The sequence below is a fragment of the uncultured Thiohalocapsa sp. genome, assembly GCF_913062725.1.
In the GTDB taxonomy this organism is placed as follows: Bacteria; Pseudomonadota; Gammaproteobacteria; order Chromatiales; family Chromatiaceae; genus Thiohalocapsa.
In genome coordinates, this window is record NZ_CAJXWY010000046.1 from 1 (window position 1) to 25082 (window position 25082).

Genomic DNA, 25082 nt, shown 5'->3' on the forward strand with positions numbered 1-25082 from the left:
ACCTGCGCTGTGCGCAAGCGCTGCTGGCGTTCCAGCGCCTTGCCTTTCCAGCGATCACGCGCGTCGCGATAGAGACGGGCCAGCCGGGACACGGGGGTCTTCAGATCGTTCATGTGCGTCGCGCCTCAGATTGGCTGTCCGCCACGGTCCGCAGGGTGGCGACATGCTCACAGGTCCGAGGATTCTGGAGAGTGCATCGCGCTAGCTCAAGGCTGACAAGCACACTATCGGCCATCGATTCTGCATGATCACCATGGCCGTATCTGGTCGCAGATTGAACTACCTAGCCACGGTCGCCGGGTCATTCACAAGCTCCGCCATGATAGCAACCAGACGGGCATCAGCCGACGGAATACTTCGCTACGTTGACGGCTGGCCCCAGTCTCCTGAGGGCGACAGCCGCTCTCCATCGCTAATCACTAATACAGTAATAGCATCAATATCTAATGCACCATTTTGGATGCCCTGAGAACGTTATCTTTCAGTTAGTTACGCTGATTGGTCGCAACATCCTTTTTTTTTAGTGCACGCCGCCCGATTTCTGTGCAAGATTAGCCCGCCGCGTGCTGATCTGTCCAAGATCGTATGCTGATTAGCCCTATAGGCGTTCACTATGCATCGAAAAATCGTGTTCCCGCGCTCGATCCGCTACCTCTTGGCGGTCGCAGAACACAAAAGCTTTACGCGCGCCGCGGACGCGCTTGCGGTTTCGCAGCCGACACTTTCTCAGCAAATCAAACAATTGGAAGAATCGCTCGACGTCCAGCTGCTCGATCGCTCAGGTCGCTCGGTACGACTCACCGATGCCGGTGAGGTTTATCTGTTGCACGCGCGCCGCGCCCTTGGTGAGCTGCATGCAGCGCAACGCGCCATCCACGATCTGCAGGATTTAAGCCGCGGCTCCTTGCGCTTGGGCATGACACCGATCACAGACTACCTGACGGCGCCACTACTGGATGCGTTCAACGCACACTATCCGGGCATCTCCGTCAGCACGCTGGAAATGCCGCAGCACGACATCGAGTGTGGCGTCGCCGAAGACCGGATAGACGTCGGCATCGCGTTCACGAATACGCTCTCATCGATGGCTGCGTCGTCCAAGATCGAAGCGCACGTACTGTTCGACGAAGCGCTGAACCTCGCGGTCGGTCAGGGACATGGCCGCGCGGGCGATCGCAGCCCCTTCAGCGCCGCAACGCTGGCAGAAGAGCCGTTGGTCTTACTGAGCCCTGATTTCGTGCTGCGTCGCTACGTCGACATGTACTGCCGCCAGCACGGCATCACGCCTCACATCGCCATGGAAACCAACTCTCTGAGTGTCATCGTGGAAATAGTCCGCCTCGGGCGGCTCGCAACGATCTTGCCTGACACGATCGCAACCGCCCAGCATGGGATCCAATCGATCAAGCTCGCACCGTCGCTTCCCAATCACACGATCACGCTGATCTGCCGAAATGGTGGCTACAAAAGCCCGGCTTGCGTGGCGTTTGGCGAACTGGCAGTGGACTGGTGCAGCTTGCGCGCCAGGCAGCAAACCGCGGCGGTGTCGACGCCATCGCAACGTCGCACCCCCGAGACGGCACTCGTCCAGCGCTAAATCGTTTTGGTCGGCTCAGCAGATCGCCGAGCGCGATCCCGCTCGCCGCTCCTCTTCGGCGCTCGCACGCACGTGACTGGCGGCGGCTGCGGCGGACGGCCGCCCCGAATGCCGACTCAGACCAGATGCCCCTCGATAATCGGCACCACTCTGCCGCCCACGCGGATGTCCAACCCCGCGACGGCACGAGCAATGCGAAGCATGACCTGCGACGGCCGCCCGATGCGATCGCCCTGGCGGATGTACAGTGTCCGCGACGGTTCTGGCAAACCGCCGTTGGCGGCGAGGTAAGCCCCGAGAAACGCAGCACCATTACCGGTCGCCGCATCTTCTCGAGCGCCGTGGGCTTCGAAAAAGAACCTGACCCGGAAATCCTCTGGCGCCTCCGCCGATGCTTGACAGAACAGGTACACAAGCGGCGGAAAGCCGGCGGACGCCAGCGGCGCGAAGGCCTCGAGATCCAGTCGGCAATGCTCCAAGGCCCGACGGTTGCGAAGCGGAACAAGGATGGCGCCGGTGCCGGCGCTGAACACCTGCACCGGCGTTTCGGTGGCGACGTCTTCCGCGCACAAGCCGACCGCCGGCGCGATATCGCCAGGCTGCAGGGTCGCACCCGGCCATACCTTGGGTGCCCGAAACCAGACAATCTCGCCGCCATCGGGCGCCTGCTCGAACGTCACGTCGACGCTGTCCTGCAGTAAGCGCAACCGGATCGATGGTGCACCTGCCCCGGCGACATGATCGCGGATCACCCGCGCTGCCCCGAGCAGAGGATGTCCTGCGAATGCGATTTCCCGTGCTGGCGTATACAGCTTAATCCGATAGCAGCCGTCCGTCGCCGGTGCAGGATCGACGAACGCGGTTTCCGAGTAGTTGAGCTCGGCTGCGATGCGTTGCATGACAGCGTCATCCAAGCCGGATTCGTCCACGATGACGGGCAGTGGATTACCGCTGTAGGGCGCCTGCGCGAAGACGTCAACCAGAAAAAAGCGCTGCGTCATACCTATTGACCTTTTTTGCTCGTCGTCATGCCCGGCGTCACCGACGTATCGAGTCAGCCGTCGTTGCGGGCTGTCTGCCTATCGATCAGCGATCAACCAAACCCGAGCATCGACTTGAGGGCATCCTTGAAAAGATCGACGAAGGCCGGGCCGAGCACGGCGATGCCCACCACCAGCAGGGTGATCCAGGCGATGCCGATGACGAGGCCGGCGACGACCAGCAGCCCATCGCGGGTGATGAGCCCGATGGAGGCCATGGCGATGCCGATGCCCGGGAGGGTGTTGGTGGCGGGAAAGGGGATCAGGATGCTGGCGACGAACACCACGAACACCGCACCCACCACACGCTCCGCCGTCGGGCCCGAGAGCAGCAGCAGTCGCGGGCGGGCCACGGCCTCGATCCAGCCGAACCACTTGCGCGCGCCGGTGGCCATCTGCATCAGCCCGGACTTGCCGAGGCGTCGCTCGCCGAAGCGCCGCGGAATCCAAGGCTGCGGGCGGCCCATGGCCATCTGCACCGCGATGGCGATCATGGGCAGGGAGACGATCTGCGGGATGCCGTAGAGCAGCGGGATGCAGACCGGTATGGTCAGCGCGAACAGCATCAGGCCGAAAGCCCGCTCGCCCAGGGCGTGGGTGAATGCCTGTAACGTCATACCCTCGGCGGGCGCCTCGTCGGCGATGATCTCGAGGGCAACCACGAGGCCGCGGCGCGGCGCGGCCTCGTGATCAGGGGTTTCAATGGGGCGCTGGTTCATCATGGGTATCCTGTCAACAGTGGCGCGGCGAGCGCGAGCAGCGCGGATGGTACAGCGCCCCGTGCGCGAGTGTCCGCACCAAAGCGGCGCCAGCGCGCCCGTCGGCCGACCATGGGCGGGGCTGGCGCGGGCCCATGGCGTTGGCATGGGCGCATGACAGCAACAGCCCAACGGACCTCACTGCGGGCCGCCACATCAAGGGCGAGCAACGACTGAGCGCATGCGGGGGCGCCGGCCATCGGGGCGACGCCCTGCGACGGCCGCTTACGACAACTTGGCATTTATCTTGCTTATTCGGGCTTTGGCCACTTTGTCGTCAATTGCGAGCGCCCATGTCCGTCGCCGATACCGCCGCCGCCCTGGAATCCGAGCTGCTGGTCGTCCAGCAGGCCGCCCGCATCATCAGCCGCAGTGATAACCCGGGGGGCGCCATCCAGGGCATCCTGCGCTTGTTGTCTCAATTGCTGGGCCTGAACCGAGGCCGCGTGCTGTTGGTGGACCCGCGCACGGGCGCCCTCGGCATCCGCTACGCCTACGGCCTCACCGCCGACGAGCGCGCCCGGGGACGCTACGCCGTCGGCGAGGGCATCACCGGCCGGGTCTTCCAGACCGGCCAGGTGGAGTTGGTGCAGGATATCGACACCGAGCCCGACTACCTCGCCCGGGCGATCGCCCGCGGCGTGCTGCCGCAGGAAGCAGTCGCCTATATCGCCCTGCCCATCCAGCAGCACGAGCAGACCATCGGCGTGCTGGCCGTGCACCGCTTGCGCCAGCGCGAGCGCCCATTCCAGCGCGACGTTGCGCTGTTGCAGGTCATCGCGACCCTCATCGCCCAGGTGCTGCGCGTCAACGACCTGGTGGCCGAGCGTACGGCGCAGCTGCTCTCGGAGAACCGACTGCTCAAAAACCGCATGGAAAGCCGCGGCGCCTCCTACGGCATCATCGGCCAGAGTCCGGCGCTGCACCAGGCCATCAACCAGACCCTGCAGGTGGCGGCCACCAAGACCACGGTGCTGCTGCTGGGTGAGTCCGGCACCGGCAAAGAGCGCTTCGCGCGCATGCAGCACGTCGCCAGCAAGCGCGCCGACGGGCCCTTTGTGAGTGTCAACTGTGCGGCCATCCCGGCGAACCTGCTGGAGTCCGAGCTGTTCGGTCACGAGAAGGGCGCCTTCACCGGCGCGCAGGCGGTCAAGAAGGGGCGCATGGAGCTCGCCGACGGCGGCACCCTGTTCCTGGACGAGATCGGCGATCTGGACCTGGAACTGCAAGCCAAGCTGCTGCGGGTGCTGGAGTACAAGATGGTGCAGCGCGTGGGCGGCGTGCGCGATATACCGGTGGACGTGCGCATCGTCGCCGCCACCCACCAGAACCTGCAGGAGGCCGTCAACGACGGCCGCTTCCGCCTGGACTTGTTCTATCGCCTCAACGTCTTCCCGATCCGGCTGCCACCGCTGCGCGCCCGCACGGGCGATGTGCCCATCCTCGCCCGGCACTTCCTCAACGCCGCCAACCAGGAGTACGACCGCAACCAGATCTTCGGCACGGGGACGCTGGAGCTGCTGGAGCGGTTCGCCTGGCCCGGCAATATCCGCCAGTTGGAAAACCTGGTGAAGCGCGCCGTGCTCATGAGCACGGAGTCGATCATTCGCCGGGAGCTGATCCGGGAGATCCTGGCCGAGGAAGAAGGCATCTGCCAGCCGGGCGCAGGCACCGAGCCGGGCGGACTGTCCGTCGCCGCGATGGGCGGCGACGGACCGGCGGCATCGCGAGGGAGCGGGCCCGCAGCGGGGTCGGCATCGATGCCCGCAGCGGCGGCAGCCGCGGGCCGATTGCCGGGCAATCCCTTCGACAGCAGCGAGCCGGGACTGCGGCCCTATGCCCGGGTGCGCTACGACGAGCGTGCGGACATCGAGCGGGCGCTGCAACGCCATCACGGCAACAAGACCCGGGCGGCATTGAGTCTTGGCCTGACACCGCGTCAGCTGCGCTATCGCATTCTCAAGCTCGGCATCACGACCGATTGACAAGACTCGCCGGCGCGACCTGTCGACATTGTCGACAAACTGGCCGGCAGCGCTGCTGAAATTGTCGACATGCTGGGATGACAGACCGCAAATCTCTGTTTATCCAGTATTTTATGAATCGGCACGGTGTTTGCTTGTCAGCGGGGGAGTTTCAGCCCGGTCCATAGCGACCACCAACACCCCATGGAGGCATCACCATGAGCGCCACTGCCGAGACCATCGCAACCACCATCGATTACCTGCGCCCCATCGACACCGACGGCCTCGCCAAGCTCGGCGAGAAGGGCAAAGCCAACCCCACCAACGTCGTCACCCTCAAGGCCAAGACCGTCTGCGAGGGCCAGTTTCGCAACATGACCTACGTGCGTGATCTCGCGCCCATGCTCATCGACGAGCCGCCGCACCTGCTCGGCGAGGACAACGCCCCGAACCCCTCCGAGGCGGCGCTGGCCACCCTGGGCGCCTGCCTCGCCGTCGGCGTGCATGCCAACGCCACCGCCCGCGGCGTCCGCCTCACCAAGCTGGAGCTGCACCTGGAAGGTGACATCAACGTCACCGCCGTCTGGGGCACGGGCGATCTCAACCCGGCCAAGCCCCTGGGCTTCACGGACATCCGCGTCACCATCGATGCCGACGGCGACGCCCCGAAGGAAGTCATCGACGAGATCATCGCCCACTCCAACGCCTGGTCGCCGGTGGCCAACACCATGCGCCGGCCGGTGAACGTCAGCGTCGAGCCGGCCTGAGCAAGTCGCTGCGCCGCCCCAGCCGCCGGCTTCGGTGGCGCACCGCGCTGATCGGACGTACCGGCCCCCGCTGGTGCGCCGCCCCCAGGTCAATACCCCGTGCGGCCAACGGCCGTGCCCCGCCATCGTTTGCACCGACACCTGTTGCAGGAGCCGTCTCCCATGAGCGCCGCGATCCAGATCCCAAAATCCACCGCAGCCAGCCACGCCTTCGCCGCCGCACAATCCGCCGATGAGCTGGTGGCCGCCACCCGCGCCATCGTCGAGCACGAGCTCGCCCCGCAGACGGCGCGCATCGACACCGAAGGCCTGTATCCGAAGGCGGTCATGCACAGCCTGGGCGCTGCCGGCGCCTTCCGCGCACACCTGCCGGATGCACGCGCCGACGGCTGCCACGACTTCGGCGCCGCCATCCGCGCAATGGCCGCCGTCTCCCAGGAATGCCTGTCCACTGGCTTCGCCACCTGGTGCCAGGACACCTGCGCCTGGTATCTGCAAGTGGGCGAGGCGCAAGCCCGTGAGCGCTGGCTGGAGCCGCTGGCGTCCGGCCGTGTGCTGGGCGGCACCGGCATGTCCAATACCATGAAGGCCTTCTCGGGCATCGAAGACCTGCGCCTGAGCGGCGAGCGCGTGGATGGCGGTTATCTCGTCAACGGCAGCCTGCCCTGGGTCTCGAACCTGGGCGCCGACCATGTGTTCGGCTCGCTGTTCACCCTCAGCGGCGACACCAACCGGACGGTGATGGCGCTGGTGGACTGCAGCGCACCGGGCTTCACGCTGCGCCAGTCCGCGCACTTCGTGGCGCTGGAGGGGACGCGCACCTTCGCCTGTCTGTTCGATAACGTGTTCATCCCCGACGCCAACGTCATCGATCATGATGGCGCCGCGTTCCTACAACGGGCGCGCGCAGGCCTGGTGCTGCTGCAATTTGGCATGGGCGCCGGCAACATCCAGGGCTGCATCGACGTCTGCCGCAGCGTGGAGCCCCTGCTCGGGCATGTGAACCAATTCCTCGACGACCGCCCCGACGAGCTGCAACAGGAGCTCGACGACATCGTCGACGCGGTGCTGACCCTCGCCGAGACGCCGTACGAAACCTCGAAGGACTTTTTCCGCGAAATCCTCCAGCTGCGCCTCGCCGCCGGCGAGCTGGCCCTGCGCGCATCCCAGTCCGCCATGCTGCACACCGGCGCCAAGGGCTACCTCAGCAGCGCACCGGCGCAGCGCAAGCTGCGCGAGTCCTATTTCGTCGCCATCGTTACACCGGCCACGAAGCACCTGCGCAAGGAACTGGCGCGCATGGAGGCGGAGGGGGCGAGCGCCTAGCCACCATGAACACCTTCACAACCCCCCTTTCCGCCGACGAGGCCATCGACGCACTCAAGCACGGCGTCGACGCCGTCGGGCTCCGTGTGGTCGCCCACATCAACGGCCAGGCCAATGCCAAGCTCATCGGCCAAGAGGTTCCGGCGGATCAGATCCTGGAGATCTTCCGCCCGGACTTCGCCATCCGCGTGTGGGAGGCCTGCAAGCCCGCGGGTCACGACATCCCATTGCGCATCCATGTCTACGACGACCAGGGCACCACCAAGGTCGCCTGCCGCATGCCGGGCACGGTCTTCGCCGCCTTCGACAGCCCGGCCCTCGATGCCATCGGCGCCGAGCTGGACGCGCTGTTTGCGCAGATCCTGGCGCAGGTGCCGCAGGCCTGACCCGGCGCCCACCATCCATCCCGACGTCCACCGCCCCGCCAAGCCCCAACCGGAGCAGTACCCATGACCGAGACCCCCTACCACAAGTGGATCTGCGATGCCTGCGGTTACATCTACGATGAGGCCAAGGGGGATGCCGATGGCGGCCTGCCGCCGGGCACTCGCTACGAGGACATGCCGGAGGATTGGCAATGTCCGCTGTGTGGCTTGCGTAAGTTAGACCTGCGACCACTGCCCGATGCGCCGGCCGTGGCCGCGAGCCCGCCGGCGGCGCCGGAGAGCACGGCGGTGGACAGGCACGGCGGCCGGCGCTTCGGCAGCGCCGAGCATCTTGTGATCGTGGGTGCGGGTATCGCCGGCTGGTCCGTCGCCGAGGCGGTGCGCCGCCGCGACCCGAACCTGCCCATCCTCCTGGTGACCGCCTGCGAAGGTGCGGTCTATGCCAAGCCGTCCCTGTCCACCGCCCTGGCCCACGGCCGGGCGCCAGCGGATCTGGTGGAGGCCAGCGCCGAGCAGCGCGCGGCCGAGCTCGGCATCGAGGCGCTGACCCGCACGCGGGTGATCAAGATCGATCCCGCCAAGCGCCGGCTGATCACCGCACGGGGCGGTATCACCTACGCTCGGCTCGTGCTCGCGCTGGGTGCCCGGCAGCGGCAGCTGGACGTGGCGGGTGATGCCGCCGCGGCGGTGCTGCGGGTGAATGATCTGCGCAGCTATCGAGACCTGCGCCAGCGCCTCGACGGCGATCGCCGGCACATCACCCTGCTCGGCGCCGGCCTCATCGGCTGCGAGCTGGCGGACGATCTGTGTGCCGCGGGGCACCGCGTCAGTATCGTCGACCCCAACCAACGGCCCCTGGCGGCGCTGCTGCCGGCGGATATCGCCGAGCTGCTGCGGGCGCGCTTCGATGCCAAGGGTGTGGAGTGGCGACTTGGCCAGACGCTGGCGCGTGTCGATCACGCCGACAGCGCGCTGCGTGCCACCCTCGCCGATGGCAGCACGTTCGCAACGGATCTGGTGCTTTCCGCCGCCGGTCTCCTGCCCATCACCGAGCCCGCGGCCCGCGCCGGCATCGCCGTCGGGCACGGCATCATCGCCGACCGCCGCCTGCGCACGTCATTGCCCGACGTCTACGCCCTCGGCGACTGCGCCGAAGTCGAGGGCCGCTGTTTCAGCTACATCGAGCCCATCCGCCGCCAGGCCGAGGCCATCGCCGCGGACATGGCGGGGGAGCACGTCCCCTTCCAGCCGCGGCCGCCACTGGTGCGCGTCAAGACGCCGAGCCTGCCCATCAGCGTGTGCAATGGCCGGGTCGCCGCCGACGCCGACCCCACCGACTGGCGCTGCGTCAGCGACGATGCCGACGGCGCCCGCCTGGAGCACACCGGCACCGAGCCGGCCTTCGTCCTCACCGGTAGCTACGCCCGGCTCGGCACCGAGCTCTACCGCAGTCACTTTGGCTAAGGTCCGGCTGGCCGCTGACGGCTAGCAGCGTGCTCAGGCGGCGTGCTCAGGAGGACTCGTCCCAGACCTCTGCCGTCACCTGCGCCAGTTCTGTTTCTTCCATGTGCCGCTCCAGCCGGCGCCGCCGCGCCAGTGCGGCGCGCTGCGCCTCGGTGACCGGCTCCCGCGGCGTGCGCCGGCCGACGGGATTGATGACGATCTGCCGCCGCCCCGCCTGCTTGCGGAAGAGGCCGCCGTGATTGTCGCAGCCCGGGCGCGCGTGCTTCTCGCCGCCCGCAGTGGCGCCGCCATCCTTCGTCGTCTCCATCGAGACAGCAGTGTTCTGAGCCATTACACCTCCACCTTCGTTGTCCGTCGACTGCAGCGGCGACGTTTGCGCTGCCGGGGTGCGGCGCCCGACAGCAACCGGCCCGACGCGGCCTGGGCAAACGGCCCGCCTGTTGCATAAACAGCATACCGTGCTTTGCCGTTCCATGCCCGACGCGCCGCCGTCCAGGACGCCGCCGCCCGCCCGGTCCCCTCTGGGTTGCGGGGCCAAAGCCGGTGTCGGCGGTGCGCTATCTCTGGGCCATGCTGCTGACCCGGCTGTTCGAGTTGCTGCCGCTGGTCTGTCCGAACTGCGGCGCGGACATGCGCACCATCGCCTTCATCACCGCGGCCGCGCCCGTCGGTTCGACCAGCGCGTTTCCTGGTAGCCGCCGTCTCTCTCGCAGGGAACGGTGCAACCCCTCTCGTCGGTCCCCTCTCGTCTGCCGGTGGCACGCTGCCCCGCAGAGGCACGCGCCTTGGAACGCGATGGGGCTTGGTACTCGAACCCAAGCTCACTCCATCAACGCCTTCAACAAGGCATCCCGGGCATCCTGGTAAAACTGCAGATCCACCTTGGTGGCCATGTCATCGGACAGATCAAACAGCTGACGGCGGCTGGAGACCGGCATCAGGACCACCTGGGCGCCCTTCTCGACCGCCATCTCCACCAGGGTGACCGGGTTGTGCACCGGCTCGATGGAGCCACCCAGGTTGATCTCACCGACGATCACCAATCCACCCCGCACCGACTTCTTCAGCAACGCACCACAGAACGCGATCAGCACCGCAACCCCGGTCTGGCTGCCACCGCGGGCGGCATCGAAGCTGCGTAACTGCACCGAGAATTCATGGCTTCTCGGGTCGCGATCACCCACCAACTGCATGGCCCGCGCATAGAGATTCTGCTGCGCATAGCGCACCGATTCCTGAAAGGCCGCCGGCGCCGGCTTGTTCAGGATGCGCAAGCCGCTGCCGGGGCCCTCGTTGGCCTCGATCCGGAACAGCCCCGGGTATTCCTCCATGCCACCGGGGCTGATGCACCAGGCCTGTCCCGGCTCCAGGGGGTCGGCGCCGATGCCACTGGTGCTCGCCAGTTCCGGGGTCGACACAAAGGTCTCCACCCCCTCATCGCCCATCACATAGCTGAAATGGGTATTGCGAAACTCCGCCGAGCCGATGCGCTTCTGCTGCTCCTTCACCCGCCGGCGCGCCTCCAATGCCAACCGCGTCGCCCACTCCAGATCTTCATCGCTGACCGCCTGGGTTGCGGACGGATAGAGCAGCTTCAACAGACCACTGATGGTCTTGTTGACCCCATTGATATCCCGTCCGGACAGCGCCCCGCCAACATGCACCCGCCCCTGGACCTGCGGCAGCCGACTCTCCATGCGCAAGCGGCTGAAACATTCCGACAGAAAATCGCTGACCAGCCCGAAATGGTCCGTATACAGTGACGGCTGCAGCTTGGGCACATCCCAGCCCGGCAGATAGGCATGGATGCGGTCCATGAAGGCGGTGTCGTCGCGCATTTCGGGCGGCAAGGGGCCAAACAGGTGGCCGACCCGCTGCTGATGCTCCACATCCACATCGAAATTGCCCACCAGCACCACCGAGCCATCGGCGCGGATGCTTTCCTTGCCGCGACTGAACTCCCCGGATTCCATGTAGCCCTTGAGGATGTTCACGCCATCCTTCTGATCGAAGGACACCCCCGACACCTCATCGAAGCAGACCACATCGTATTGGCAGACCAGCCCGCGCTGGCCACTGGCGTTGTTCACGAACATCTTGGCCACCGTGGCCTTGCCCCCCGAGATCAGATGCGCATAGGGCGAGACCTGCTGGTACAGATGGCTCTTGCCGGTGCCCCGCGGCCCCAGTTCCACCAGGTTGTAGTTGCGCTCGACGAAGGGGACCATGCGCAGCAGCAGCGCATCCTTGGCGCGCGCATCGAAATCGCCCGGCTCGAGGCCGATGCTGCGCAGCAAGAAGTCCTTCCACGCGACCGTGCTGAAGGCCGTCCGGCCGCTCGCCAGCGCTTCCAGCACATCGCGCTTGGACAGTTGGATCGCCCGCAGCGCGTCGACTCCGAAAGGCCGGCCGTGCGACTCCTGCGCGATTAGGGAGTCGTAGCTCAGGGCCACCTCGGCATAGAAACCGCCGGTGAGCAGGCGTTCGTGTTCGTTCACCAGGTCCGGTTCGATCCGCACATCGCGCAATTGCAGACTCGGCAGGGTCAGCAGGTAGGCATCGGTCTTGGTATCCAGCCGCGCGCTGACCAGATCGATCAGCTTGACGCTGCCCTGCTCTCGGGTCTGGGCCTTGAACAGTTCCTGCTCGCCGGCCTTGACCGTGCGCGAGGCCAGTTGCCGCTGCACGATCTCCAGGCCCTCCTCGATCTCCTGTGGATCGGTGGTCGCGCAATAGCGCCCGAGCAGAAACTCCACCACATAGGTCGGCACCGGAAACTGGCGGCTGAACTGCCGCACCAGATCCTTGCGCACGACAAAGCCCTCGAATTGCGCCGCCGCCTGTCGATCCAGATCATCCAGTTGCATCAGCCCTCTCCACCGCCGATCACGGTCGCCAGGGACTGCACCGGCTGCCCATCGGCGTTCAGTACTACCAGGGTCACCGCCATGCCTTCCAGATCCTCGTCTGCGACCAGCAGCGAGGCCTTGTCGCCCTTCAAGACTTTGACGCCACCCGCACAGGAGGTCTGCGGATCATTGGCGCGCTGGCGCAGGTCCACGCCAAAACCGGCACCGGCGCCGGTGACTTGTACTCGGCAGCGCAGCCCAGCCCAGGTCGATGCAATCTCCAGCCGCGCCGCAGCTGTGCCGGCATCGCGCTGGCCCGTCACCTCGATCACCGGAATCAGCAACTCCTGCAGGCTGAGCCCACCGTGGGCATAGTCCTGTCCGGCAATGAAACTGCCGATCCCGGGCGCCATGGCGATCCGCACTTCCGGACACCAGGTCCAGGTCAGGGTCAGCGCCGTCGGCTGCGCCGAGGGGCTCAGGCTGGCACAGCGTCCCCAGCGGGTCGCGGTCAGAAACCGGGGCAGCGTCTCCTTCGGCAAGCCGCCCGGCACCAGCAGCCAGCCGTGATCGGTCACCAGACGAATGCGCTGCCAACCTGCGGCCATCAGGGATTGGATCTGTTCCAGGATCTCATCGAGCATGCGCGGGATCTCCGAGGCCAGGCGCAACCCGTGCTGGTGGCCGTAGTGATCCAGATCGCCGAACTCCAGCCAGGCGCGCCCGGACGGGTCGCCGCTGTCGTTACCGCTCAAGATCTGCCAGCCCTGATCCACCAGCAGGCTGCGCAGGCGCGCCGTGTCCAGCGGCCGGTCCTCGCCGGTCTGGCTCGGTACGAAATCCTGATCTGTGGCCCGCCCGGCCGCCTGATCGGCCACCGGCGAGCAAGCGACCTTGCCGGAGGCCGTGACCGAGGGCACCGGCGCCCAGGTCGTGCGCAGCACACCGGTCAGGCCTTGGGCTTGCAGGCGTTCGATCAGGTCCCGCGCCACGTCGTAGCGCAGGCCATCGACGAAGAACCAGCATTGCCCGGCGCGCCCGTAATCCGAACGCGCCTCCTGGACCACATCAATACGCTCGCTGCCTGGAAATCCATCGGCCAGCACCAGGGCCTGAAAACGCTCGGCGCTCTGCTGCAACCAAGGCACATAGACCGCTTGCAGGGCCAGACTCACGGCGTCTCGATCGGTCTTGCTCCGGACGCTGGCCAGCGCCTGCCGGGCGAACCGGTCCACCGGCCAGAAGCGATCCCGATAGGCCGTGGCCAGTTGCACCAACGACTGACCACCCAAGGGCTCGGCCACCAGCCGGCAGAGCGCGCTCAGGGGCTCAAGCGCCATCGCCAGCGGTGCCAGGCCCATCTCGGCCCAAAGCCATTCGCGCCGGCGGCCGTGATCGTCTTCCAGGTCCAGCAAGCGGCTGCTCGCATCCGCTGGCGCCAGATTCGCAAGGGTCATCAGGGCTGCACGCAGGGTGTCCTCGGCGTCGCTGTTGAAGCGCGGGTAGCGCGAGGGCTCATGGAAGAGATCGCGCTTGGGTGGCGGGTTGAGTGTTTCCAGCGCCGAGGCGATCTGAGGAAAAGACCGCCAGCTGGTGGTGTAACGCTCCCAGAGCGGCTCCCAGCCCGGCGCTTCTGCAGCCAGCCGTTCCAGCGCCGTCAGCGGACCATCCGCCTCGGGGTCCAGCCTCCAGTCCGACCTGCAGCGATTGCTGAAGGCCTCCCAACGCGGTCCCTGCCAGTCCTGCGCCGCCTGCTCCGGATGATCCATCCAGGTCAACAGATCACGTACCGGATCGCCGCTCAGCAGCGCATCGAAGTCATCGGCCTCTAGCCGCCGGCCGCGCAGTGCGTCGATGGGCGTATCCAGCAGCACATCCAGCGCGCGGTGCAGGGCCTGGCGGGTCGCCCGATCACCGGACAGATCCAGCCGCAGCCCGCCGCGCGAGCCGTTCAGAAAGGCATTCAGGCTCCAGTCGCGGCCATTGACCTGGCTCCAGAAGACGCCGCGATACTGCAACTCCGCCAGCGGCTGCAGGGCCCGCGAACAACTCTCGATGGCGCGCAGGTCCGCTCGCGCCACGCCGGGCAGATAGAGGATGGGCACCAGGCCATCGGGCAGGCGCGTCTCTTCCAGGGTGCCGGCAACCATGCACTTGAGCCAGATCGCCGGGCCCTGCCCGTGCGCGGGGTCGTAGTCGCCCAGCACCAGCAGTTGCGGCAGCTCGGCGCGCAGGCGTGGAATCGCCGCCTGCCACTGACGTTCATGGTCCGTCCAGAGCACGGCCGCCGGCCGCGCCTGGCTCGCCCTGCTGAGATTGGCCGCTGCCTGCAGCGAGTCCAGCAGATGCTGGATGACGAGTCTCATGGCGCCAGCGCCTCCAGCTGCTTCAGCCAGGCATGGAAATGGGGGCAGCGCTGGCGCATCGACGCCAGTCCGATATCCATGGCGATCAATGGGCCATGAAGCGTCTTCTGGTAACCGTCACCGGCCAGAGCGGCAATGATGCGTTTCGAGGGCGCTGTATCCACGCCATCATTGATCTCTTCCGGGGTTCTGTCCTTCGGGATCTGTGCATGCAGCCGCTTCATCGCCGCCTCATCGAACCAGGCCGAGAATTGATCGAGATCGGAGAACAATAGCGCTTCGAACTCGTGGACGGACAGATTCGGCAGGAAATTACGGCAGTCCACATCATCAGCAAGCGCCTGCTCCAGGCAGCGAACCTTTGCGTAGACATCCGTTACCACGCAAGTCTGGCTACCCGGAAAGTCTCCCGGCAAACGGTACAAGTCGATCAGGGTCGTGACCACGGCCGCGCTGTCCTGTCGGCACTGCCGAACAATCTGAGGCCGGACCTTGGCGTAGCGGACAACGCCACCTTTGCCTTGGGCGCTGGTGCGCAACAGAATCGGGTTCAAGAAGACACTGCGGCCTTGAAAATGGTCATAGAGCAGGTCGCGCACGAAGGTCTCTTCGGTCTGCCCTTCCACCATGACGTGCACTCGGATCACCAGCCAGGTCTCCCGCCGATGACATTCTTCTTCCAGAGCTCACCCAGGCTGTATTCCTGGAGCCAGTCCTGCAGTGCTGTGGCGTCGAGTCGACGAAAGGCCGACTGCCCCTGATGCCGGTCCACCACGATCAGATCCTCAGGGTCGCATTCGCTGATCAGTTCGACCGATTGGGTCGAGACCAGCAGTTGGTTCTGCTGTGCCGTCGACTTGAGCAACCCGGCAAGTACCGTAATGGCGTAAGGATGCAGCCCAAGCTCCGGCTCGTCGATCAGGATCAGGCTGGGGCGTCGGTCCTGGGGTTGCAGCAGGAGCGTCGCCAGACAGATGAATCGCAGGGTGCCGTCGGACAGCGCATGCGCCTTGAAGGGCAGATCCTGCCCTCGTTCCACCCACTCCAGTTCGATCATGTCGGGATTCATCGGCGTGGGCCGCAGATGAAAGTCGCCGAAAAAGGGCGCCACCAGGCGCACCGTGCGCAGGATGCGTTGATAGTGCTCCGGCACCGTCTCGCGCAACCGCAGCAGATAGGCCGCCAGGTTGCGCGCATCAGGCCGCAGATAGCCGTTGTCGTTCAGGGCGTGAATCTGTTTGACCCGCGCATCCGCGCCCGTGTCATGGAAGTGATACAGCACCCAACGCCGCATGCTGGCCAGAAGCGCCGGGGCCATCGGGTGATCGCCGCTGCCGCAACGACTCTCGAAATGGCCATGCCCCAGGTCCTGAGGCGCTGTTGGCGGGCAGCAATCGCCCTCGTTGGCAAACAGCATCCGGTTGTCGGCAGTGGGCGCAAGCCGCAGCCAGTACTGGTGCTCGCCAAAGGTCAGGGTCGCCGACAGCGCTTCGGTGGTCTTGCGGCCATAGTGCAGCAAGGCATCGGGGCCACCGGCCTTGCCGATGTGCAGCTGCAACTGGCCGTCGACGAGATCGCGCATCAAGCCCAGAAAGCCGATCAGGTTCGACTTGCCGGCCCCGTTGGCCCCGACCAGCACATTGAGCGGGCCGATCGGGAGATCCGCCTGTGCGATGGATTTGTAGCCCGACAGGTGCAGCTGCGTCAGGGGCAAGGTCGTCTTGTCGGCGCTCATCGTCATCCACCCAACTCCTGCCCATCTGTGTGGACCGGCTCGCTCCCCACCGGTCGGGTGACCCTCTCTTCGTTGCTCGCCGCCGCCTGCGCGGCGCGCTTCTCGGCCAGGGTCAGGTGATGGTCGTTGATGCGGTCGCCCTCCTTACCACCATAGGTAGGGCCAAGGTGAAACCAGGGCGCGCTGGCCACATCCTTGCCGCGATCCTTCTTCCAGTGGATGTTGGGCTTGTCGCGCAGCACGCCGGCGCCCCGCCTGCCGACATCGCCGGCCAGCAGGAAGGGGCGGATGTTCAGGCGCACGCCGTCGTTCAGGTCCGGCGCCCAGCCGATAGGCTGTTGTTCAAGCGGCTTCCAGCGCACGAAGATGTCCAGCGGCGCCTCGCCCTCCAGGATGGCCTCCAGCTTGGCCTTGAGCCCCTCGGCGGCGGCCAGGCGATCATCGGCGCCGGCGCGGCCCTCGGCCACGGTCCGCTCCTGGGTGCGGATCCAGTCGCCCAGGTAGGTATAGATCAATCGCTCCAGGTTTTGGCGGTCGAGCTGATGGTAGTTGACCAGGGCCGCGAAGCCATCGCGCTGGCCGTCCCAGAGGTGCCAGATGAAGGGGCGCTGCTGGAAGCGCTTGCAGTGCTGGGCGAAGAACTTGTCGCGCAGCCAGGTCTCCAGCGGCCTGCCTGCGTGGTCAGCGCTTCTCAGCAACGCAGCCAGGGTGTCGGTGGACCAAGCCTCGCCATAGGCCTCGGCCAGCAGGTTGAGCAAGCGGTCGGCAGCCGCCGCCTCGCCGCGCACCGGCGGGATACAGAGAATGCCGTCATCGTCGGCATGCGGCAGCAGGGCCTCGCAGCGTTGAACCCAGGCGCGTTGTTCGCCGGCCAGTTCCATGTCGGGGTCCAGTTCGGCAGGCCAGCGGTAGCCCAGCAGTCGGGCCACGGCGACCTGCAGCACGCTATCATCGGTGCGCAGCGGGCCCTTGGCGGTCCATTTGGCGTCTTCGTCCCAGATCACCGAGCCGCAGGGATGGCCGTGAAAGATCCACTGGGTGGGGTCGTCGGTGTAGGGCTTGGGCAGGCCGTTGGGGTAGCGTTCGGCGGCGACTTGGGTCCAGTGGTCGAGGTCGAAGGGGATCTTTACTAAATCTCCACGTACTTTCAGAGTTTGATTGATCTTTCTAACATTGATATTGAAACTTTCATCCGAGACGCAACTGAATACCGAATCTAGTAACCTTTTTTCCTTTACAACTATCACGACCGCGTTTTCATCAAAAAAACTACCAAGATAAGAAGTGGCAGGCAATTCCCTCATTGCACTGATCAAGATTCCATGCCTACCCCAAGCATTCTTACCCCGAAGCCATGAACCTACTTGGTCTTCTCCAAGCTTCTCGACCACAAAATCAAATAACTGACTAGATCCGTCTTGCCAAAAAACCAAGCTATCGCAACCGCCATAATGAAGAAACTCATCTACAGTGCCTTGCATCCATTCCCAACCTTCCACGCGAGCATTGAATTCCCAAACCTTCCTATAAAATCTAATGGAATCTCCAGTACAGAGGCCAAGATTGTGGTAGCAGCAATCATTAAGCAGTGCTATTTCTCCACCCATTTCCAAGCCTACCCGCGCATCCGGATTCCGCAACTGAGCCGCCTGCTCAACGCTCTTGATCTCCGTCGACAGCAATTGCGCAGCCTTGTCGGCGGCGGTGCGACATGCCGAGACATCCAGGCCGCGGATCATGCCGGCATCGGCCCTTGGCTCAGCCGCGTCCGGCGGGGGCAGCAGTGAGGCGGACTGCGCCGCCTGGGGCTGGCTTGGGGGTTGGGGGTTGCCGCGACTCAGGCAGAGCAGGATGGCCTTGACCACCTCGCCGCTGATGGTCTCGAAGGCGCCGGGCCCCAAGCGCGCGATCAGATGCCAGCGATCCCGGGTGAGCAGGCGCTCGCGGAACTTGCGATAGCTGGTCAGGAACAGCCAGTTCTGCGGCAGCACCAGGCTGGTGGCGCCGCCCTCGACGCAGAGCCCGAGGCAGCGTTGCAGGAAGACCGTGGCCAGGTCGTTCTTGGCCGCCGGGTAGTGGCGCTCGCAGAAGGTGCGCAGCCGCTCGCGCTGCTTGCCCCGCGCCAGGTAGGGCACGTTGGTGATCACCCACTGATAGCGCCCATCCAGCAGGCTGGCGGCCCGCGCCAGGCCCTGTGCCACCACGGCGGCCTCCTGCCCCGCCAGCGCATCCCCGTCACTGCCGGCCGTTGGGTCGCCGGGCTCTTTGTCCAGGGCCGACGCCAGGGCCTCCGATAAGGCCTCCCAGCGCACCAACTTGGCCGCATCGCTGCTGCCCGGCTCCAGCAGACTGCCCAGCACCGGAGCGTCCTGGAAGCTGTCGTGCAGCCAGTCCAGCGCGATGGCCAGGTTCTGCTTGCCAAGTCCGAGCTGCTTCCATTCCTCTTTGGCGGCACTGACCGAGAGCCCCGAGCAGGCCAGGTTCAGCGCCGGCAGCGGCCGATAGCCACCGGCATCGGGGTAGGTCCAGGCGCTCAGGGCCAGCGCGAAGGCGGCGAGTTCCACGCAGCGCTGATCCAGCTCCAGCCCGTGCAGGTTTTGGCGTAATACCGCGTCCACCGCCGCGTGCGCGGACAGGTCCTCAAGCGCCATGCGCATGGGCACCAGCATCAGCAGGGCCGCTACCAGGAAGTGCCCGGAGCCGCAGCAGGGGTCCAGGGTCTTGAGCTCACCCAGATGGTCGGGCCAGGCCTCGAAGGTGCCGGCCGCCGGTGTCCAGGTGCCATCCTCTTGCTGCACGAAGCGCAGAGAGTCCAGCGGCACACCGGGGATCGCCGCCTTGCGGCGCAGTTCCGCTTCGCTGCTGGCGTTTTGGAGGTCGGTACCGGTGAGTCGTCTTGCTGCCCACCAGGCGCCCAGGGCGTTGTCGAGTAGGAAGCTGACCATGTAGGGCTCGGTGAAGAGCTGGGTTACCGCGGGCAGTTCGCGCGCGCCGATCTTGACCTCGGCGTTATTGACCTCCTGTTTGCGCTTGCTTTGCCAGAACTGATAGACCCAGCCGAGGCTGTCGCTGGCTTGGAAGTGCTCAGGTTCCAGGTCGGCGAGCAGGCGCTCCAGGGCGCGCTGGTGCTCGGGCGCCAGGCTGAGGGCCAGCGCTGGGCTGTCGGGGCGGAAGATCTGCGGCAGCATGCGCGCGGCATAGCGCCCGGCCAGCTCCCAGCCATTGGCGGCGCCTTCGTCGGGGGCGAGTTCCTGGCATTCGGCCAGGCTCAGGGCGACGCCATCGGGGTGCATCAGCAGGTTGTTCTCGGCCAGGAAGCGGGCGAACAGCATGCGGTGCCAGTGTTCGTAGGCGGTCTCTTCGATTAGCGCGATGCAATCCTGACGACCGTCCGGATGGCGGCGGTCGCCAAGCTGGCGGCCATGGGCGCGCAGCCGCCTGCGTAGCGCCCGCTGTTCCTCGCTGGCGCCACGGGGGGCCTCGGCCTCGCCTACGCCCAGATAATCGAGCGCAGCACGGGCGCCGGTCTCGGCGGTATCACGCGCGGCGACGACGGCGGTTTCCAGTTGTCTGCGCAGGGGTTTGGCGAGGGGCTGCATCATCTGGCTCCGGTCGTCAGGAAATTTGGGTCTTCATCGGCGGCTGCTTGCATCGACATCGCGATGGGATCCTGTCTCGCTGCGCTGGGCCTGCTTGGTCTTAGAGCCCTTGATCAGGCTCAACAGCAAATCTGCCAGTGGAACGATGTCTTGCTCCACGCTCGCCTGTTCTAACGCGCCCATGTAGGCATGACGCTGCTCCACCGGCACGACGGTCCAGGGATAGCCACCGGAGGCCAACATCAGATTCATCAGGAAGCGCCCCATACGTCCGTTTCCATCCATGTAGGGATGAATGTAGACGAACAGGAAATGGCCGAGCACGGCGCGGACGGCGGGATGGTCTTCCTGCGTCAGGCAGTCAAACAGCGCGGGCATCATGTCGCGCACCGCCTCGCGCGGCGGCGGCACATGCATGGATTGTCGGATGTAGACCTGGGCGTTGCGGTAGCCGGCCAGATCCGTCGGGCGGAGTAAACCCGCGGTGATCCCGGGCGCGAAAAGTTCGCGATACCAGAGGCGGTGATCCTGTTCTGCCACCCTCCCGGCCGTCTCGCCGGCTAGCACCCGTTCCAGACTGCCGTGCAGGGCCTGAAAGGCCTGCCAGTAGCCGCGAGCAGCCAAGGCATCACGCTGCGCGCGATCATCCGCATCGGTCTGCGGGTTCCAGTCGCCGCGCCGGACCCGCTCGATCAGATCAGCGCTGACCCGATAGCCCTCGATGGACAGGGAATGGTAGGCGTCGGTGACATAGAGGTCGTCCACCTCGGCCAGATAGCCCGTGGCGCTCGTCGGCAAGCCCGGAGGATCAGGAAAACGCGCCATGACCGGCTGGCGCATCTGCTGCCACATCAGGCGCAGTCGATGGACGTCGGGTGAAACGGGCTGGGGCGTCAGCACCGCAGGGGTTGGTGTCTCGAAGGGGTCTTGCACGCGAACCTGATAACCGGCGGTGCGCAGCGTGCTCAGGATCTCCTCGGCCATCTCCGTTCGACCCATGTTTCGCAAGGCGCCGATCAGGCGCCCAGCGATGCTGGTATGTCCGCCTTCCAGCAGCGGATGCAGCAACTCTGATGGATCTTGCAGCATGGCCAGGGCCGCCTGTGCATCGATGGGATGCTGGCGATACAGGCCGGGACCGCTGAAGACCAACGCCGCAGCCAGACTGTAGAGCCGCAACCCTGCGCGCTCGATGCGTTCCGATGGCTTGGGCAAACTGCTCCGGACATCGAGCAGTGCGGTTGCGTGGGGCAGTTGGGTCAGTTTGTTACCGCCCTTGTCGGTCCGTACCAGCAGTTGACGCGGAACGGTGCGATTTCCGGCATGGAGTCGAACGGACTGCTCGGGGGACAGGCACCAGGCATCACCGAAGCGCGCGTTCAAATAGGCGGCGCAAAAGTCCCAGTAGGAGGCATACCAGGCCGTGCTTGACCCAGCGGGCTCATCTGGTCGCGCCGGGATGTACCACCCCTTGATGACCTCTTGCAGAAAACCACCCCGGAGCAGGCGCTCACGATGCGGACGCGAGAGATCTGCGGAACGCACCGCGATGGTCCCCGTGCGCTGGAGGGCCTCCAGCGCCTGGAGTGATTCTGCAAGTTTTTCAGATAGGTGCGCCATGCGGTTGTCTGGCAAAGCAGCGGCTGGATGCTGCGAGTAATGGACCTTAATAGTGTAGGATTTTTAGGTTTTCGTGTTGCAGTATTTTTAGGTTTTCGTGTCGACTCGGGTCCTCAACCCGGGCTAAATCACGACCGGGCCGTCCTTGAGCTTGGCGCGGATGCGGGTTTCGGCCTCCGCCAGCCAGTCGGCCAGGGCCTGTTCGTCGTCCAGGGTGCGGCGCGGCAGGTCGACGCGCTGCACCTTGGGTTGCAACAGCCGGGCGGCCTCCAGGCGGGCCTGCTCGAAACGGCCGGTCAGGGCCTGTTCGCGGTCGGACCATTGTGACAGCGAGCACTGCTCCAGGGCGTCGAGGATGTCTTCAGCGGTGGCGACATTCACGGCTGGCGCGGCGACCAGGCCTTGGTTGCGCAGGATCTCGGCCTGTTGGGCATCATCCAACTGCTGCCAGTTGTCATCCTCGGCCAGCGACTGCTCTTCTTGGGTCAGCGTCTCGGCATAGCGCTCGACGTGGCTGTTGAGGCTGGTGCGCAGCAGATCCAGGCTGTTGCCGAGCAGCGCCTGCACCGGATCATGGGCGGCAAGCAGAGCGCGCTGCTGGCGAATCTCCTCGGCCTCGGCCTGCAAGGTCTGCCAGGGGCCGAGCGCCTTGGCGTGATCGAGCAGATACTGGAGCTGGAGCCAGTCGGGCCAGTGTTGCGCGATGGCCTCGGCGGTGGCCTGCCAGTCCTCGATGTGCGCCATCAGCGCGGCGCGCTGGCTGAAGAGCTCCGCCAGCAGGCTGTTGCCGCTGAGGGCCTCCAACGCATCCAACAGTTGGCCATCCGGGCGTTCGGGCTTGGGCGCCTCGCCACCGGCCTGGTCCGCCAGATCACGCAGCCTTTGTAACAGGGCCGGGGCCTTGTCCAGCTCCTGCCCAGGTTGACAGCCGACGTCGGCGGCCTGAAAGAGCTTGCGGATCTGGATCTTCTGCACCGGGCTGACGGTGACCGTCTCGGGGACGAACTGGCATTGGGTGAGTTGGCGGCGTTCCAGCCCCTTGGCATCGACCGACTTGCCCTGGTTGTTCTTGGCGCGCACATGGCCGCTGGCGAGCAGGGCGTAGAGGGCGCCATCGACGGCATCCTGCGACCAGCCATAGGACGGGCCCATGAAATGCTCCCGGACCTCGCTCCCCTGCTTGCCGGCGCCCAAATGCTTGAGCAGCGTGCTGGTCACCGGATGCTGATCGGTCTCACTGGTATGACCCATCACCTGCAGTGGCTGGGTCTCGCCCTTGCGTGCGCGATCGAGCGCCTTGTCCCAGCCAGCTTGATCGGCGATATCGAAGTCGCGATACAGGCGCACCACCGAGGCCGCGCCCGCATGCTGGAGCTTCTCCGTCAGATCCTTGCCATCGATAGCCTGTCCACCGGCCTGGTAGACACAGGCACCAGCGATGACCTCCTTGATGATCGCGGCGATGCGCTTGGCGGCGTCGTTGCGCCGGGTCTCCATGGCCGAGCGGGCATCCTGGCCTTCGGTGGTACCCGGCACACCACGGGTGTCCAGGGTGCTCTGGGCGGCGCCATGCTCGATCAGGGCGCTGCGCAGTTCGTTGCGGCTTTGCGCGGGCAGGAAAACAAAGATCGAGGGGCTGTTGGGACCGGCGTTGCGCGCATCCCCCACCACCTCGGCGTCGCTGCTGCTCCAGCCATCGCGGAACCAGGCATAGATGCGTTTTGCCGCGTCATTCGGCAGGCTGTCGTCGAAACAGGCCGTGACCGTGCGCACCACCTGGCCTTGGCCCTGGGTCAGATGGACCCGCTTCAGCGCCTCCTGGCAGGCGGTCTTGAGGGCGTCGATGCGCTTCATGTCCAGGCGCGTGGTGTTGGCCGACAGGGTGCTGCGGTTTTTCAGGAACTCATCGTTCCAGGCGCTGCTCTCGGCGGTCTGCAGGCGATATTCGGTGCCCGAGGCACCGGCGATGGCCATCACCAGGCGGTCCTGGTTCAGCAAGGCCTCCAGGGCCTGGGGGACCGCCTTGCGCAGGGCGCTGGAGTCCCCGTCGAGATCCGACACCAGCAGATCGGCGAGGCTATCCTCCGTGGCGCGCAGACCAATATCCGCCGCCGGCTCGGTTGGCAGCTTGCCGATCAGGTAGATCAGCTTCATCAGGCTGGCCTTGAGCAGATCCTCATCCGTCCCGTTGGCAAGGCGACGGATGCGGTCATCGACCTCGCGTGAGAGCAGCCCGTTCTGCAGCAGGTCGGCGCTGAGCTGGTCGTAGATGAAGTCGCCGGACACGATGCCGCCCAGCGGCTGCATGGCCGTGGCGCTGGCGGCCTCGTGGGCGATGCGCAACTGGCTGCGCAGTTGCGAGGTGTTGCCGGACTCATCGAGCCTGTGCAGGACCTTTTCCCAAAACCGACGGCGCACCGGCAGCAGCGGGTAATCCGCCACCATGAGCGCCTCGTCTTCGGTGGTGTGCTCCAGCTTGGTGCCACGCAGGTGCCGGGAGATCTCGCCGAGATGGTCCGTCAGCAGGCGCTGGATCTCGGGGACGGCGCGCTGCTTTTTCTGCAGGATGATCTTGCGGATGACGTCCTCGACATCGGTGTCTGAGAGCTGCACCGGGACCGTGAATCGCCCCTTGATCTTCTGCAGCGAGGCGGTGCCGGACATGGCGGTCTGGCCAGTGCCGATGAACAGCAGACGGCCACCGAAGTGCTTGGCGCAGGACTCGACCACCTCCTGGATGCTGTAGGCGCGATCGCCGCTTTGACCGATGAACTGCTGCACCTCGTCGAGGATGATCAGGGTCAGCGGAAATTTACCGTCGCGGCTCAGCGCCTCCTTGATGGCACGGATCATCTCGTCGTTGGAGACGTCCTGTACCTCGGGATACTGGGCGATCAGCCGGTCGCCGACGGTGGAGGCATCCGGCGCCCGACCCGGCTTGGCCGCGTGGATGGCGGCGTGCAGTTCGTCGGAGACGAACAGATCGGGCAGTTCGGTGGCCAGGTCCGTGCCGCTTTGCGCCAGCGATTGCTGCACGCTGTCCAGGATGCCTTCGCGCTTGAGCCACATCACCAGCCGCGCCTGGTTGTACTTTTCGGGCAGGCCGGCGGACTTGAAGACGATGCCGAGCAGGGCAAGCCGGGCATTGCCGCCGGCGCCCGACCCCAGCTTGCCGGAGGCGGCATGCAGGCCACCGTATTGCTTGGCGTGCGTGCTGAGTTCGCGCAGCAGATCCTGGATGTCGGTGGGCAGGTCCGCCAGACCGCGCGGCGTGGCGCCATCGGGCATGGGTTCATTGACCCAGAAGGCGCGCAGCATCTTGGTCAGGTGCGTCTTGCCGCTGCCGTAGAAGCCACTGACCCAGACGCTGGGTTGCTCGGGAGCCTGCCCCAGCTTGGACAGGTAGGTTTCCAGGATCTTTCTCAGGCCCTTTTCATACTCACCGTCGCAAACGAAGGTCTCGAGCTCGTAGCGTAGGGTCACCATGGCCGACTCTGAGCGGTCCTCAGTGACCTCGGCGACACCCTCGTTGAGCAACGGGTTGGCGAGGGGGTCCTTGACGTAGATGTCCTGATTGATCATGGGCTTGTCCTTGTGTTGCCGGTTGTCGT

16 protein-coding genes are annotated in these 25082 nt (G+C 65.7%); 6 read left to right on the plus strand and 10 right to left on the minus strand.

Going from position 1 to position 25082, the window contains the following annotated elements:
* Positions 1-613: 613 nt before the first annotated feature.
* Positions 614-1597: a transcriptional regulator CynR gene (gene cynR, locus QZ588_RS12835; RefSeq protein ID WP_295543330.1), complete on the plus strand. Its 984-nt coding sequence runs from the start codon at positions 614-616 to the stop codon at positions 1595-1597.
* Positions 1598-1713: 116 nt separating this feature from the next.
* Here the strand turns inward: cynR and QZ588_RS12840 are convergent, their stop codons facing one another.
* Together QZ588_RS12840 and QZ588_RS12845 are read right to left on the minus strand one after the other, a co-directional pair.
* Positions 1714-2598 carry a PhzF family phenazine biosynthesis protein gene (locus QZ588_RS12840; RefSeq protein ID WP_295543332.1) on the minus strand — a complete coding sequence of 295 codons (885 nt, stop codon included), beginning with the start codon at positions 2596-2598 and terminating at the stop codon, positions 1714-1716.
* A 92-nt stretch (positions 2599-2690) separates the two neighbouring features.
* Positions 2691-3356, minus strand: a complete 666-nt coding sequence (locus QZ588_RS12845) for an exopolysaccharide biosynthesis protein (RefSeq protein WP_295543334.1) — start codon at positions 3354-3356, stop codon at positions 2691-2693.
* Between the two features lie 332 nt (positions 3357-3688).
* On the opposite strand from QZ588_RS12845, the gene QZ588_RS12850 reads away from it, so the two are divergent.
* The 5 genes from QZ588_RS12850 to QZ588_RS12870 all read left to right on the plus strand — a co-directional run bounded on the left by QZ588_RS12850 (position 3689) and on the right by QZ588_RS12870 (position 9302).
* On the plus strand, positions 3689-5380 hold the full coding sequence (locus QZ588_RS12850) for a sigma 54-interacting transcriptional regulator (protein ID WP_295543336.1): 1692 nt from the start codon (positions 3689-3691) through the stop codon (positions 5378-5380).
* A 197-nt stretch (positions 5381-5577) separates the two neighbouring features.
* On the plus strand, positions 5578-6126 hold the full coding sequence (locus tag QZ588_RS12855; RefSeq protein WP_295543338.1) for an OsmC family protein: 549 nt from the start codon (positions 5578-5580) through the stop codon (positions 6124-6126).
* Between the two features lie 162 nt (positions 6127-6288).
* Positions 6289-7452: an acyl-CoA dehydrogenase family protein gene (locus tag QZ588_RS12860; protein ID WP_295543340.1), complete on the plus strand. Its 1164-nt coding sequence runs from the start codon at positions 6289-6291 to the stop codon at positions 7450-7452.
* Between the two features lie 5 nt (positions 7453-7457).
* The gene (locus QZ588_RS12865) at positions 7458-7838 is read left to right on the plus strand and encodes a DUF302 domain-containing protein (protein ID WP_295543342.1); all 381 of its coding nucleotides are present in this window, start codon (positions 7458-7460) and stop codon (positions 7836-7838) included.
* 63 nt (positions 7839-7901) lie between these two features.
* Positions 7902-9302, plus strand: coding sequence for an FAD-dependent oxidoreductase (locus QZ588_RS12870; RefSeq protein WP_295543344.1), 1401 nt, complete (start codon positions 7902-7904; stop codon positions 9300-9302).
* 46 nt (positions 9303-9348) lie between these two features.
* Here the strand turns inward: QZ588_RS12870 and QZ588_RS12875 are convergent, their stop codons facing one another.
* The 8 genes from QZ588_RS12875 to brxC all read right to left on the minus strand — a co-directional run bounded on the left by QZ588_RS12875 (position 9349) and on the right by brxC (position 25053).
* A complete protein-coding gene (locus QZ588_RS12875; RefSeq protein WP_295543346.1) occupies positions 9349-9609 on the minus strand; it encodes a hypothetical protein in 261 nt (86 codons plus the stop codon).
* A 514-nt stretch (positions 9610-10123) separates the two neighbouring features.
* Entirely contained in the window at positions 10124-12169 is a 2046-nt protein-coding gene (gene brxL / locus QZ588_RS12880) for a protease Lon-related BREX system protein BrxL (protein ID WP_295543348.1), read from the minus strand.
* Entirely contained in the window at positions 12169-14517 is a 2349-nt protein-coding gene (gene pglZ / locus QZ588_RS12885) for a BREX-1 system phosphatase PglZ type B (RefSeq protein ID WP_295543349.1), read from the minus strand. Before pglZ ends, brxL begins: the two co-directional genes overlap by 1 nt.
* Positions 14514-15146 carry a DUF4276 family protein gene (locus QZ588_RS12890; protein ID WP_295543350.1) on the minus strand — a complete coding sequence of 211 codons (633 nt, stop codon included), beginning with the start codon at positions 15144-15146 and terminating at the stop codon, positions 14514-14516. Before QZ588_RS12890 ends, pglZ begins: the two co-directional genes overlap by 4 nt.
* 14 nt (positions 15147-15160) lie before the next feature.
* On the minus strand, positions 15161-16258 hold the full coding sequence (locus tag QZ588_RS12895) for an AAA family ATPase (RefSeq protein ID WP_295543351.1): 1098 nt from the start codon (positions 16256-16258) through the stop codon (positions 15161-15163).
* A complete protein-coding gene (locus QZ588_RS12900; protein WP_366929566.1) occupies positions 16255-19854 on the minus strand; it encodes a DNA methyltransferase in 3600 nt (1199 codons plus the stop codon). The genes QZ588_RS12895 and QZ588_RS12900 overlap by 4 nt, the downstream gene beginning before the upstream one ends.
* Before the next feature lie 30 nt (positions 19855-19884).
* Complete coding sequence (locus QZ588_RS12905) at positions 19885-21471, minus strand: Fic family protein (RefSeq protein ID WP_295543352.1); 1587 nt, start codon at positions 21469-21471, stop codon at positions 19885-19887.
* A gap of 123 nt (positions 21472-21594) precedes the next feature.
* The gene (gene brxC / locus QZ588_RS12910) at positions 21595-25053 is read right to left on the minus strand and encodes a BREX system P-loop protein BrxC (protein WP_295543353.1); all 3459 of its coding nucleotides are present in this window, start codon (positions 25051-25053) and stop codon (positions 21595-21597) included.
* Between the last annotated feature and the right edge of the window lie 29 nt (positions 25054-25082).